We start from the raw sequence: 12,876 nt of genomic DNA on the forward strand, positions 1-12,876 counted from the left end.
GCCACACGGGCGCTTCTCCTCTCCACCCCCGCGCTCGCCACCCCCGTGCCCCGCTGGACGGAGCTACGGCTGCTCGACGTCGAGCAGCGCAAGCATGCCGGCGCGGTCCTCGTCAGGGACGTAGCCGGCGTAGTAGTCGTAGAGCTTTTTCCGTGCGATGCGGGCGGCAGCGTCGCCGTCGCCGGCGCCGATCGCCTCGAACACCTCGCGGTGGTGCTGCAGCGACTCGCGCATCACCGCCTCGCTGTCGAGTGCGCGCCGCACCTTGTCCTCGATGACCTGGAGCACGACGCCGCGGACGACGTTGTTGCAGACCTGGATCATCGCGTTGCGGCTCGCCTGGGCGATGGCGTCGTGGAAGGCGACGTCGGCCTCGCTGAACTCGTCGTAGCCCTTGTCGATCGCCTGCTCCATCGCCACGATCGTCCGCTCCATGGCATCGAGCTCTTCCGGCGTACGCAGCCGCGCGGCGAGCCGGCTGGCCGAGCCGTCGATGATCATCCGGAACGCCAGCAGGTCGGCGAGCGACATCCCGTCCAGCCGCATCAGCCGGGTCATCTGGTTGGCCAGGCCGTCCGGGGAGAACGACAGCACCTCGGGACCGTAAGGGTCGCCCGGCCACGACCGAACCACACCGTGCGCCTCGAGCACCCGGAGTGCCTCCCGCACGGTCGCGCGGGATGCGCCGAACTGAGTGACGAGCTCACGCTCGCTCGGCAGGCGTTCGCCGGCCTTCAGCGTGCCGTGCGCGATGGCACTCTCTATCTGGTCGACGATGTTCTGGTACAGCCGCACCGGCTGCACCCGCTGGAACGGGCCCGCATCCGTCATGCCCCGACGCTCTCCGCCGTCGCGTCCGGCCAGTGCGGGACCGCGGCGGGTGGGCGGTGTGCCTCGTACCAGGCGGCGGTTCTGAGCACGCCGGTGTCGTCGAACCTGCGTCCGCTGACCTGTACGCCGATCGGCCGGCCGTCGGCGGTGAAGTCGCAGTTGACGGTGGCGGCGGGCTGGCCGGACATGTTGTACGACACGGTGAAGCCTATGTGCCACATTGCCTTGCTTGGCTCGTCGAACGGCATCGGCTGCTCGGCGGGGAAGGCAGGGACGGATGTGACCGGCGAGAGGACCACGTCGTACGGCATCGTGGCGGCCACCGTGCGCCGCTGGATCTCCATGATGTGGTGGTAGCACTGCATCAGCCTGGTGCCGCTCACGTCGGCCCCGGCGTGGCACCACTCGGCGACGAACGGGTGCACCCGCAGCTTCCCCTCGGTCGGCAGCGCCTGGTAGTCGTTCCAGGACCGGACCCGCCAGAACTGGTCCAGGTCGTCGAGGAGCTCCTGGGTCATGAACGGCTGGACCGGCTCCACCGTCGCACCCGCGGCGCGGAACACCTCCGCCACCCGCGACACGGCGTCCGTCACCTGCTGCTCCGCCGCGACGCCGCAGCCGGCGTCGAGGTGCAGGCCGACCCGCAGGCCGCGGACGTCGACCTCGCTGAGGGACCAGTCGAGCTGCTCAGGGGGGAGGCTCGTCCAGTCCCGCTCGTCGGGCCGGCTCAGTACCTGCATCGCCATCGCTGCGTCGGCGACCGTTCGGGCCAGTGGGCCGGCCGCCCGGCCGAGGTAGGGCGCGTCGAGCGGGATCCGACCGGAGCTCGGCTTCAGCGTGGCCAGCCCCAGCCAGGTGCCTGGCAGCCGGATGGAGCCACCGATGTCGCTGCCGACGTGCAGCGGGCCGTACCCGCCGGCGGCCGCGGCACCGGCGCCTGAGCTCGAGCCGCCGGTCGTCCACGACGGGTTCCACGGACTGCGGGTGAAGCCGTGCTTGCTGGAGACCCCGGAGGAGAGCATCCCCCAGTCCGGCATCACCGTCGACCCCAGGACGATGCCACCCGCATCGAGCACCGCGGTCGTGACCGGTGCGTCGTGCGCGGGGACCTCAGGCGCCACACCGGCGTTGCCGGCCGGCTTCGGGACGCCGCGGCGGGCGATGTTCTCCTTCAGCGTGACCGGGACCCCGTCGATGGGGCCGAGCGGTGCGCCCGCCGCCCAGCGGGCCGCGCTCGCTTCTGCGGCCTTGCGGGTGTCGTCGGGATCGTCGCGAACCCAGAAGGCGTTCAGCACCGGCTCCTTGGCGGTGATCACCGCCTGGACGGCGTCGTGCAGCTCCACCGGTGACAGCGTGCGGTCCGCGTATCGGCGTACCACCTCGACCGCGGGCAGTGTCGCCAGCTCGTCGTGATCCTTCGGCACAGCCACTCCTCACCGGCCCGCTGAGCGGGTTTGGTCCCCGTCGGGTGCGAGTCGTCGAACGGTCGCTGCGGTGCGCCGCGCACACCTTGACAACCGCCCGTGGTGCCGTCAGGGTAGCAGCCAACACGACTTAGTGTACTGGTCAGACCAAGTTCGCACCTTCGCGACGGTGGTCGCTTCAGCCGCCCTGCGCTGGATGGAGAGCTGACGTAATGTCCCAGCTGAGACACCTGCGGAAGACCGCCGTGGCCATGGCCACTCTCGCGGTGATGTTCCTGGCCGCGTGCTCGGCCGGCTCGAGCAGCGACGGTGATTCGTCGGAAGGTAAGGCGAACGCCTCGCTGAACATCGGGCTGACCGCCGAGCCGGCGAGCCTCGACTTCACCAAGAACGACGGTGCGGCGATTCCGCAGGCATTGCTCTACAACGTGTACGAGACCCTGGTGAAGGTCGACCAGGACGGCAAGATCGTGCCTGCGCTCGCGAAGTCGTGGGACGTCTCGTCCGACCGGAAGACGTACACCTTCGAACTGGTCGACGACGCGAAGTTCAGCAACGGGAAGCCGTTCACCGCGAAGGACGCGAAGTTCTCCATCGACCGGGTCAAGAAGGACTGGACCATCTCCCTGAAGGCGGGGATGGACCAGGTCGACCAGGTGTCGGTCTCCGACCCGACCACCCTGGTCGTGAAGCTGAAGCAGCCAAGCAACGACTGGCTCTACCGGATGACGACCAGGATCGGCGCGATGTTCAGCCGGACCGGGGTGGACGAGCTCGCCACCAAACCGGTCGGCACCGGCCCGTACGGCTTCTCGAAGTGGGTTCGCGGCGACTCGATCAAGCTCACCCGCAACGACGACTACTGGGGCGACGAGCCGCACTTCAAGACCGTCACGCTGAAGTACTTCAAGGACTCCACCGCGGAGAACAACGCGCTGCTCAGCGACAGGATCGACATGATCGGCGCGGTGCAGAGCCCCGACTCCCTCGGCCAGTTCGAGAACAACCCGAAGTACCAGGTCATCGAGGGCACGACGAACGGCGAAGTGATGCTGTCGTTCAACAACGCGTCCGGGCCGCTGCAGAACAAGAAGCTGCGCCAGGCCGTCAAGTACGGCATCAACCACAAGGCGATGCTCAAGACCTGCTGGGCGGGCAGAGGAAAGCTGATCGGGAGCATGGTGCCGCCCACCGACCCGTGGTACGAGGACCTCACCGGTCGCTACCCGCACGACGCAGCGAAGGCCAAGCAGTTGATCCAACAGTCCGGACAGGCGGACAAGACACTGCGACTGCGGATTCCGAACCTGCCGTACGCCACGGCATGCGGACAGGTGGTGAAGAGTCAGCTCGAGCAGGTCGGGCTCAAGGTCAAGCTCGAGCAGCTGGAGTTCCCTGCCGCGTGGCTGAACACGGTCTTCAACAACGCCGACTACGACATGTCGATCGTCTCGCACGTCGAGCCACGGGACATGCCCGCAGTGTTCGGTGACCCCAAGTACTACACGGGTTACGGCAAGCCGGCGTTCAACTCGCTGCTACAGAAGGCGGACCAAGGAACCCCGGCGGAGCAGAAGAAGTACATGCAGCAGGCCGCCACGATGCTCGCCGACGACGCGGCGGCGGACTGGCTCTTCACGCTGCCGAACCTCATGGTCGCCGACAAGGACATCACCGGCCTGCCCAAGAACGCGATCTCGGAGTCCCTCGACCTCACCCAGCTGGGTCAGTCCTGACGGGAGGCCTTCGCTCTCCATGCTCCTGCGTCTCCTGCGCCGGACGGCGGTCTTCCTGGCCAGCCTCGGCGTGAGCTCGATAGCGGTGTTCGCGTTCATGGCGGTGCTGCCAGGAGACCCCGCCCGGGTGGCCCTTGGCGTGAACGCGTCGACCTCGGCGGTGCAGCAGCTGCGCGAGGAGTTCGGGCTCGACCGACCGCTGGTCACCCAGTACGGCAGCTGGGTACACGGGCTGGTGACCTTCGACCTCGGCAACTCCTACGTCTCGAGCGCCGCCATCGGCCCGCAGATCGCTGACCGGATGCAGGTAACCCTGTGGCTGGTGGTTACCGCGATGGTGATCGCGGTGCTGATCGCCGTACCGGTCGGGACGCTGATGGCGATACGGCACAGGCGCCTGTCCGGGGTGCTGCTTTCTGGGCTCTCCCAGGTCGGGGTGGCCGTGCCGGCGTTCCTCGCGGGCATCCTGTTGATCACCCTGTTTGCCGTGCGGCTGCGCTGGTTGCCGGCCAACGGGTGGACACCGCCCGTGGACGATCCGGGCATGTTCCTCAAGCAGCTCGTCCTGCCGGCCTGCTCGCTGGCCGTCGTGCAGGGGGCGGTGCTCACCCGGTACGTGCGCAGCGCCGTGCTCGACGTGCTCAGGGAGGACTATCTCAGGACCGCTCGGGCCAAGGGGTTGCGACCGGGGCAGGCGCTGATCCGGCATGGGCTGCGCAACGCCGCGATCCCCGTCGTGACGATGCTCGCCCTTCAGCTCGCGACCCTGCTCATCGGTGCCGTCGTGGTCGAGCGGGTCTTCGTCATCCCCGGCCTCGGCAGCCTGCTGCTCGACAGCGTCGCCAACCGCGACCTGATCGTGGTGCAGGACGTCGTCATGATCCTCGTCGTCGCCGTGTTGACGGTCAACTTCCTCGTCGACCTCCTCTATCTGGTGATCGACCCACGCCTGCGGACGGGAGCGTCATGACCGCGCAACCCGCCGAGCTCGCGGGCGCGGCCGTCGGTGCGCCCCGACGTGTCCGCGGCTGGAACACGAGCATGGTCGTCGGTGGGCTCATCGTCGTCCTGCTCATCGTGCTGGCGTTGCTGTCGTTCGTCTGGACACCGCACGACCCCACCCTGGTCAACGCTTCGGCGCGGTTGGAGGGGCCGTCGGCGGAGTACTGGTTCGGCACCGACAAGTTCGGCAGGGACGTGTTCAGCCAGATCATGGTCGGCTCGCGGACCGCCCTCTTCGTGGGCATCGTCGCGGTGGGCGTCGCGGCCCTGGTCGGGGTGCCGCTCGGCATCGTCGCGGGCATGGGCTCGCGGTGGGTGGGCGAGACGCTGATGCGTTTCAACGACCTGCTCCTCGCCTTCCCCGCGCTGCTGCTCGCCATCATGTTCGCCGCGGTGTACGGCGGCAGCACCCTCGTCGGGATGGTGGCGATCGGCATCGCCACCATCCCGACCTTCGCACGCTTGGTACGCAGCGGCACGCTGCAGGTGATGCGGACCGAGTACGTCCTTGCCGCCCGCGCCGCGGGACGCCACCCGTTCGGCATCGGGCTGCGCCACGTGCTGCCGAACGTCATCGGCCTGGTCATCGTGCAGATGTCGGTCGGTTTCGCGATCGCAGTCCTGGCCGAGGCGGCGCTGTCCTTCCTGGGATTCGGCACTCCGCCACCGACCCCGACGTGGGGGCGGATGCTCCAAGCCAGCCAGGAGCTGCTGTGGCAGGCACCCCGCCTGGCGGTCTTCCCCGGTATCGCGATCGCGGTCGCCGTACTGGGCTTCAACATGCTCGGCGACGGGCTGCGCGACTACCTCGACCCCAAGCTCGAGGACCGGCGATGAGCGGGGAGGTGCTCGCGGTCGACGATCTCGGCGTGACCGCAGGGAGCCGCCGCCTGGTCGAGGACGTCGGCTTCACCATCCACGCCGGCGAGCGGGTCGGCCTGATCGGCGAGTCCGGGTCCGGCAAGTCGTTGACCGCACTCAGCCTGATGGGACTGCTCCCCGAGGAGCTGGCCGCGGCGGGTTCCGCTCGCCTCGGTGACCACGACCTCCTGTCCGGCGACGAGGTCGCGCTTTCGCGGGTCCGCGGCAAGGACGTTGCCATGGTGTTCCAGGAGCCCATGACAGCGCTGAACCCGACCATGCGAGTGGGCCGCCAGGTCGCGGAGGCGCTGCTGATCCACCGCACCCACACCGACCGTCGGTCGGCCAGCGCAGCGGCCGTGGAGTTGCTGGCGCAGGTCGGGCTGCCCGACCCGGCCGTTGCGGCACATGCCTATCCGCACCAGTTCTCCGGCGGTCAGCAGCAGCGCGTCATGCTCGCCATCGCGCTGGCCAATGACCCGGCGCTGCTGATCTGCGACGAACCCACCACCGCTCTCGACGTGACCGTGCAGGCCATGGTCCTCGACCTCATCGTGCACGGTGTCGAGCAGCGCAACTCCGCCCTGCTCTTCATCACCCACGATCTCGCCGTCGTCGCGACGGTGTGCGAGCGCGTGCTGGTGATGTACGGCGGCCGGATCGTCGAGTCCGGACCGGTCCATGAGGTCTTCACCCGGCCACGCCACTGGTACACGCGGGGGTTGATCGCGACCTCCGACCTCGCGGTCGTCGACGAACGCGGCCGGCTCGCCACGATCCGCGGTTCTGTACCCCCGGCCGGGCAGTTCCCCGACGGGTGTGTGTTCCGCAGCCGGTGCGACCACGCCACACAGGCGTGTGCCGACCGGCCGCCGTGGACGGAGCTCGGCGACCAATCCGGTTACGCGTGCTTCCACCCGGACCCGCCCACGGGGCAGGAGGTCTCCTCGTGACCGAGCCGGTTGCCGTACCCGACCTGCCGGCGGAGCCGGACCCCGAGGCCGTGATCAGCGTGCGGGACGTGACCCGCGACTACCGAAGGTCGCGCTCGTCGCTGACACACGCCGCCCCCGTGGTGCACGCGCTGCGCGGCGTCAGCTTCGACGTGGCCCGCGGAGAGCGGTTCGGGGTCGTCGGCGAGTCTGGCTGCGGCAAGTCGACCCTGCTGCGGATCATCGCCGGGCTGGACCGTGCGACCAGTGGCACGGTGCAGGTCCAGGGCACAGACATCACCCGGCTGCCCGAGCGTCGGCTGGGGTTCCTGCGGGAGCTGCTGCAGCTGGTCTTCCAGGACCCGATGGGCTCGCTCGACCCGCGGATGAAGGTCGGCGACATCGTCGCCGAGCCGCTCGTCGCCCAGGGCCGGCACAGCTCACGTGAGACGGTCGCCGAACTGCTCGCGTCGGTGGGGATTCCCGGCGACGCAGTCGAGCGTTATCCCCACCAGTTCTCCGGCGGCCAGCGGCAACGCATCTCGATCGCCCGTGCGCTCGCGCCGAAGCCGCAGGTCATCGTCGCCGACGAACCGGTCAGCGCGCTGGACGTCTCGGTGCGCGCCCAGGTACTCAACCTCATCGCCGACCTGGTCGACGAGCTCTCGCTCACCCTGGTCTTCGTCTCGCACGACCTCTCGGTCGTCCGACACGTGTGCGACCGCGTCGCGGTGATGAGCCAGGGCCGCATCGTCGAGATCGGCTCCGTCGACCAGGTGTACGACGACCCGCAGCACCCCTACACCAAGCGGCTGCTCGCCGCCATTCCCACGCTCGAGAAGGCGCTCGCGGGGGCGGCCCCAGCCGACCTCCTCGACGGGTCGAGCACCGGATCCACGAACGGGAAGGACGAGGCGTGAGCCTGCTCCATGACGTCAAGGGTGCGTACCCCGACGGTCTGCCGATCGGTGACGTCTGGGAGCCCGCCGAAGGCACCCAGGAGGTCGTCTTCCCTTACGACGGCTCGGTGATCGACCAGGCCCCCGTGGGCGACGCCGCCGCGGCGCGGCGCGCGCTCGACGAGGCGGTCGCGGTGCGCAAGCTGGTCGGCCGGTTGCCCTCCCACGTCCGGCGCAACGCCCTGCTGGCCGCGCACGACGCGATCGCAGCGGAACGCGACGGCTTCGCGCAGCTCCTCGTACTGGAGACCGGCAAGCCGCTCGTCGACTGTCACGTCGAGGTCGACCGCGCCCTGCTGACGCTGCACACCGCCGCGGAGGAGGTCGCGCGGCTGTACGGCGAGACCGTACCGCTCGACCTGCTGCCGAACGGCGAAGGCCTGATGGGCTTCTGGGTACGCAAGCCGATCGGCGTGGTCGTAGGCATCGCGGGGTTCAACTACCCGCTCCTCCTGGCGGCGCACAAGATCGCCCCCCCGCTCGCGGCCGGTTGTCCGGTCGTCGCCAAGCCCGCGCCGCAGACACCGCTTGCGACACTGTGGCTGGTCCACGTCGTGCGTGAAGCGCTGGCCGAGGCCGGCGGGCCGCGTGCGGCCGTCCAGCTGGTCACCGGTGGCGTCGAGGTGGGCGTGACCCTCACCACCGACCGCCGGGTCGGCGCGGTCTCGTTCACCGGCTCCGCGTCCGTCGGACACCAGATCGCACGCGACGCTGCGCCCACGAAGGTGCTCCTCGAACTTGGCTCCAACGCCGCGCTCGTGGTCGCAGCGGACGCCGACCTCGACGCCGCGGTGGACGCCATCGCACGCGGTGGCTACTACGCCTCGGGGCAGGCATGCATCAGCGTGCAGCGCGTGGTGGTCGTCGACGCGAGACGCGACGAGCTGCTCGCCAAGCTCAGCGAGCGGATGGCGGAGATCGTCGTCGGGGACCCGCGCGACCCCGCGACCCGCGTGTCTGCCCTCATCGACAAGCGCTCCACCGACCGGGTGCAGGCGTGGGTCGACGACGCGCTGGCGAACGGCGCCCACCTGGTCGCCGGCGGACAGGTCAGGGACGGCGTCGTCGAGCCGACCGTCCTCCTCGACGTCCCGCCGGGCGAGCCGGCGTGGGACGAGGAGATCTTCGGGCCGGTAGTCGCGGTGCGCTCCGTCCCCGACGTCGAGGCGGCGTTCGACGTCGTGAACGACTCCCGCTACGGCCTGCATGCCAGCGTCTTCACGGCCTCCCTCGACACGGCGTTCGCTGCAGTCGACCGGCTCGAGGTGGGCGGCGTCGTCGTCAACGAGGTGCCCGGCTTCCGCAGCGACGTGATGCCGTACGGAGGAGTCAAGGACTCCGGTGCCGGCCGCGAGGGTCCGCGCTTCGCGATCGAAGAGCTCACCGTGACTCGGATGGCGGTCATCCGCCCGACCCAGAGGGGGGCATGAGCAGATGACCGAACGACCTTCCGCAGCCGCACTCGAGAACTACTCCAGGCTCTTCCGCGTCGACGGCCGTAAGGCGGTCGTCGTCGGTGCGGGCAGCGGGATCGGCAGGGAGAGCGCGCTCGCGCTCGCCGCGCACGGCGCCCAGGTGGTCTGCGCCGACCGTGACCTCGCTGCGGCGGAGGAGACGGCGTCCGCAGGCGACGCCCTTACCGCGTATCGGCTCGATGTCCTCGACGGCGACGCCGTCGTGCGGGCCGCCGACGACCTCGGCGCCGTCGACGTGCTCGTCTTCACCGCGGCGGTGAACGTAAGGAAGCAGCTGCTCGAGTACTCCGGCGACGAGTTCGACAAGGTCGTGGCGCTGAACCTCCGCGCCTCCTTCGATCTCGTGCGGGCGTTCGGCGCCGGCATGGCCGAGCGCGGTCGCGGCAGCATCATCGGGTTCAGCTCGATTCGTTCGGTAGCGGTCGAACCCGGGCAGGGGGTGTACGCCGCCACCAAGGCCGGCCTCGTGCAGCTGTTGCGCACCGCGGCCGCCGAGCTCGGTCCCTCCGGCGTACGCCTCAACGCGGTCGCGCCCGGTGTCGTCGAGACGCCGCTGACCGGCCAGATCCGGGCGGTCCCCGAGTGGGCGGAGGCCTACGCGACCAAGAGCGCGCTCGGCCGTTGGTCGCGCCCGGAAGAGCTTGCGGGCGCTGTGGTCTATCTGGCCTCCGATGCCTCGTCGTTCGTCACCGGCACGCAGCTCTTCGTCGACGGCGGTTGGACGGCCATCGACGGCCGGTACACCCCGCCAGGCTGAGCACGACGCAGATCACGGCCGGCACCGTTTCCTCTTGCCACGCCCGGCCACCCGCCGTCAGCGCAACAGCAGGCCGGCAAGCTCGCGGGCCGCGGGTAGGCCGCCCGGTTGTTCGCCGTCGGTCAGGGGGCTCAGGACGACCTGGTCGGCGCCGGCGGCCAGGTGCGCCCGGACCCGTGCGGCGACCGCGTGTGGGTCGCCCCAGGCGGTGAGGTCGTCGACGATGCGGTCGCTGAGGTCGCCGATGGCCGCGTCGGTGTAGCCCATCCGGCGCGCGTTGTCGGCGTAGCCCGCGACGCCGAGCAGGAACCCCATGGTCTCGCGCGCCGTACGCCGCGCGCGGGACGCGTCGTCGTCGAGTACGAGCATCTGGTTGACGACCAGCGTCGCGTCCGGACCTAGCGTCTCCCGCGCGTACGCGGTGTACTCCGGCGTGACTAGCAGCGTCACCGCGCCGGCGAACCGGTCCCTGGCCAACGCGAGCTTGCGTGGGCCGAGCGCGGCCAGGATCCGCCGCTCCGCCGGCACCGGCGGGTCCGCGACGTCGAGCCGGTCGAGCACCTCGTTCATCGCCCGCAACGGCTTCGCCGAGCGCTGCGGGCCGCCGAGCCCCACCACGAACCTGCCCGGGCGGCTGGCCTCCAGGTCCGCGTACAGCCGCGCCACGGTGGCCGCGTCGTGTACGTCGAGCGGGATGATGCCCGGGATCACGGGCACCGACTCGGTCGCGTGCACGAGCTCGGTGATCGGGGTCAGGTCGGCCAGCTGGCCACCGGACACCCACAACCCCTCGTAGCCGAGCTTCTCCATCTCGGCGGCGGCGTCCAGGTAGCCGCTGTCCCCCGTCACGTCCACCGCGATGCCGATCGGCCCCAGCTCTACTGCGCTCACGTCCACCCTCTTCTCTGTCGGTTGCCACCGACGCTAGGACGTCAACCTAAGTTGAGGTCAACCGACGAGGCGGAGCCGTTCTCGTACGCGAAGATCACGGCCTGCACCCGGTCGCGCAGCTCGAGCTTCATGAGGATCCGCTTCACGTGTGTCCGCACGGTGGACTCCTCGACGGCCAGCGCCGCCGCGATCTCCCGGTTCGACAGGCCACGCGCGACGTGGACGAGCACCTCCCGCTCCCGCGGGGTCAACCCGTCGAGCTTGCGCCGGCCGGCGAGCTCGGGTGTCGGCTGCTGGGCCATCCGGTCGATCACGCGGCGGGTGACCGACGGCGACAGCAGGGCGTCGCCGGCGGCGACCGTACGGACGGCCGCCACCAGCTCCTCCGGCCTGGTGCGCTTGAGCAAGAAGCCCGCGGCACCGGCCCGCAGGGCACCGAAGATGTAGTCGTCCTGCTCGAAGGTGGTGAGGATCAGCACCTTCGTCTCCGGGGCTGCCCGCGACAGCTCGCGAGTCGCCTGGATGCCGTCCAGCTCGGGCATCCGTACGTCCATCAGCACGACGTCGGGCGCCAGCCGGCGGACCTGCTCGACGGCTTCCCGCCCGGTGGCCGCCTGGCCGACGATCTCGGTCTCCGGGTCGGCGGTGAGCAGCTCGACCAGCCCGGCGCGCATCAGGTCGTCGTCGTCCGCGATCAGCACCCGCGTCATGCCGGCTGACCTCCGTACGGGATCCGGGCGCGCACGACGAAGGCGCCGTCCGCGCGCTCCGCGTCCAGGCTGCCGCCGAGCATGCTGGCGCGTTCCCGCATCCCGATCAGCCCGTGCCCGCCGCCGGGGCGCGACGCCGTCGCCGCGCGAACCGGGTTGGTCACGGTGACGTCCAGCGCCTCGGCGCGGTAGGTCAGGACGATCCGCGCACTGCCGGTGCCGTGGCGAGCGGCGTTGCTCAACGCCTCCTGGACGATCCGGTACGCGCCCTGGTCGACGACGCCGGCCAGCGGCCGCGGCGTGCCCGTGCTGTGCAGCGTGACGGTGAGCCCAGCCGTCGCATGGTGCGAGACCAGCGTGTCGAGGGACGCGATGCCCGGCGGTGCACGGAGCGCGCCGTCCACGGAGCCACCCTCGCGCAGCGTGCCGACGATCTGGTCGAGCTCGTCGACCGTCTGCCTGGCCAGCTCCTCGATCGCGGCCAGCGCCGGCAGCGACCGCTCAGGCTCCTCCGCGTGCCGCAACCTGGCTGCGCCCGCACGTACGGCGATCACGCTGATCGCGTGGCCCGCAGAGTCGTGCAGATCGCGGGCGATCCGCGCACGCTCCTCAACGACGGCCCGCTCCTGCAGCTCGGCCAGCTGCTCGCGGCGCAGCCGGGTCCATTCGCCCGCGAACCACGAACCCACCGCGGCGAGACCGGTGTGGAGCAGCTCGATGCCGGGGAAGGCGGCCTGAGCCATCGCGGCCGCGCCGAGGTACGCGAGCAGCATCGCTACGACGACCACCGTGGTACGAAGCGTCCACGGCGCCTCCCGGTCGCGGCTCGCGGCGAGCAGGAACAGCGCCACAACCACGCCGAGGGGCAGATCCAGCGAGTAGCCGAGACCGGCGAGCAGCGCGCTCGCCGCCGAGGTCGCGACGTACACCGCGAGCGGGGAACGACGCCAGCCGACGAGCGGCGCCGTCGAGCACACCACGAGGACGACACCGACCAGATCGACGTGCCCGGCGCCGGACCGCGCGGGGAAGATGCCGCCGTGCGAGAGCTGCGCCAGTGACCCGACCAGCGCGACCAGCGCGACCGCGACGTCGAGCAGCGCCCGCGAGCTCGGCCGCGTCGCGAACAGCTGGTGAGCGCCGGACGTGGACATGACCACAGTGAGAGTAGCGCGGTTACCGGCCTGCGGCGTCCTCCCAGCGGATTACCCGTGTCCACGAATTGGGTACGCGCAGGTTCCCCACGCAGGGCGTTTCGCCGGCGTCCCCGGCTACCTAGCGTTGACGGCACCGCATCC

Annotated in this window: 12 protein-coding genes; 7 read left to right on the forward strand and 5 right to left on the reverse strand. The window is 70.4% G+C overall.

Annotated features, from left to right (window positions below):
* Positions 1-63: 63 nt before the first annotated feature.
* Both GEV07_02720 and GEV07_02725 read right to left on the reverse strand, forming a co-directional pair.
* Complete coding sequence (locus GEV07_02720; protein MQA01677.1) at positions 64-831, reverse strand: FCD domain-containing protein; 768 nt, start codon at positions 829-831, stop codon at positions 64-66.
* On the reverse strand, positions 828-2,225 hold the full coding sequence (locus tag GEV07_02725) for an amidase (GenBank protein ID MQA01678.1): 1,398 nt from the start codon (positions 2,223-2,225) through the stop codon (positions 828-830). The genes GEV07_02720 and GEV07_02725 overlap by 4 nt, the downstream gene beginning before the upstream one ends.
* A gap of 242 nt (positions 2,226-2,467) precedes the next feature.
* On the opposite strand from GEV07_02725, the gene GEV07_02730 reads away from it, so the two are divergent.
* Genes GEV07_02730 through GEV07_02760 form a run of 7 tightly spaced genes read left to right on the forward strand, consistent with a single transcriptional unit; the run spans position 2,468 to position 9,977 of the window.
* Positions 2,468-3,991, forward strand: coding sequence for an ABC transporter substrate-binding protein (locus GEV07_02730; protein MQA01679.1), 1,524 nt, complete (start codon positions 2,468-2,470; stop codon positions 3,989-3,991).
* Positions 3,992-4,010: 19 nt separating this feature from the next.
* Positions 4,011-4,961, forward strand: coding sequence for an ABC transporter permease subunit (locus GEV07_02735; protein MQA01680.1), 951 nt, complete (start codon positions 4,011-4,013; stop codon positions 4,959-4,961).
* Complete coding sequence (locus tag GEV07_02740; GenBank protein ID MQA01681.1) at positions 4,958-5,830, forward strand: ABC transporter permease subunit; 873 nt, start codon at positions 4,958-4,960, stop codon at positions 5,828-5,830. Before GEV07_02735 ends, GEV07_02740 begins: the two co-directional genes overlap by 4 nt.
* Positions 5,827-6,807 (forward strand): ATP-binding cassette domain-containing protein, encoded by a 981-nt coding sequence (locus GEV07_02745; protein MQA01682.1) that lies wholly within the window; start codon positions 5,827-5,829, stop codon positions 6,805-6,807. Before GEV07_02740 ends, GEV07_02745 begins: the two co-directional genes overlap by 4 nt.
* Complete coding sequence (locus GEV07_02750) at positions 6,804-7,706, forward strand: ATP-binding cassette domain-containing protein (GenBank protein MQA01683.1); 903 nt, start codon at positions 6,804-6,806, stop codon at positions 7,704-7,706. The genes GEV07_02745 and GEV07_02750 overlap by 4 nt, the downstream gene beginning before the upstream one ends.
* Positions 7,703-9,175: an aldehyde dehydrogenase family protein gene (locus tag GEV07_02755; GenBank protein ID MQA01684.1), complete on the forward strand. Its 1,473-nt coding sequence runs from the start codon at positions 7,703-7,705 to the stop codon at positions 9,173-9,175. Before GEV07_02750 ends, GEV07_02755 begins: the two co-directional genes overlap by 4 nt.
* 4 nt (positions 9,176-9,179) lie before the next feature.
* Positions 9,180-9,977, forward strand: a complete 798-nt coding sequence (locus tag GEV07_02760; GenBank protein MQA01685.1) for an SDR family oxidoreductase — start codon at positions 9,180-9,182, stop codon at positions 9,975-9,977.
* Between the two features lie 57 nt (positions 9,978-10,034).
* On the opposite strand, the gene GEV07_02765 is transcribed toward GEV07_02760, so the two are convergent.
* From GEV07_02765 to GEV07_02775, 3 genes are read right to left on the reverse strand one after another with little or no spacing between them, the layout of a single operon-like run.
* Positions 10,035-10,868 (reverse strand): TIGR03620 family F420-dependent LLM class oxidoreductase, encoded by an 834-nt coding sequence (locus tag GEV07_02765; protein MQA01686.1) that lies wholly within the window; start codon positions 10,866-10,868, stop codon positions 10,035-10,037.
* Positions 10,869-10,909: 41 nt separating this feature from the next.
* Complete coding sequence (locus tag GEV07_02770) at positions 10,910-11,578, reverse strand: response regulator (GenBank protein ID MQA01687.1); 669 nt, start codon at positions 11,576-11,578, stop codon at positions 10,910-10,912.
* On the reverse strand, positions 11,575-12,732 hold the full coding sequence (locus GEV07_02775) for a histidine kinase (GenBank protein MQA01688.1): 1,158 nt from the start codon (positions 12,730-12,732) through the stop codon (positions 11,575-11,577). Before GEV07_02775 ends, GEV07_02770 begins: the two co-directional genes overlap by 4 nt.
* Between the last annotated feature and the right edge of the window lie 144 nt (positions 12,733-12,876).

Source organism: Streptosporangiales bacterium (assembly GCA_009379825.1).
Lineage (GTDB): Bacteria > Actinomycetota > Actinomycetes > Streptosporangiales > WHST01 > WHST01.

Excerpts from the sequence above, each read along its gene's own strand:
- GEV07_02720 (MQA01677.1), bottom strand. The coding sequence starts at position 831 with ATGACGGATGCGGGCCCGTTCCAGCGGGTGCAGCCGGTGCGGCTGTAC.
- GEV07_02730 (MQA01679.1), top strand. The coding sequence starts at position 2,468 with ATGTCCCAGCTGAGACACCTGCGGAAGACCGCCGTGGCCATGGCCACT.
- GEV07_02735 (MQA01680.1), top strand. The coding sequence starts at position 4,011 with ATGCTCCTGCGTCTCCTGCGCCGGACGGCGGTCTTCCTGGCCAGCCTC.
- GEV07_02740 (MQA01681.1), top strand. The coding sequence starts at position 4,958 with ATGACCGCGCAACCCGCCGAGCTCGCGGGCGCGGCCGTCGGTGCGCCC.
- GEV07_02745 (MQA01682.1), top strand. The coding sequence starts at position 5,827 with ATGAGCGGGGAGGTGCTCGCGGTCGACGATCTCGGCGTGACCGCAGGG.
- GEV07_02760 (MQA01685.1), top strand. The coding sequence starts at position 9,180 with ATGACCGAACGACCTTCCGCAGCCGCACTCGAGAACTACTCCAGGCTC.
- GEV07_02770 (MQA01687.1), bottom strand. The coding sequence starts at position 11,578 with ATGACGCGGGTGCTGATCGCGGACGACGACGACCTGATGCGCGCCGGG.
- GEV07_02775 (MQA01688.1), bottom strand. The coding sequence starts at position 12,732 with ATGTCCACGTCCGGCGCTCACCAGCTGTTCGCGACGCGGCCGAGCTCG.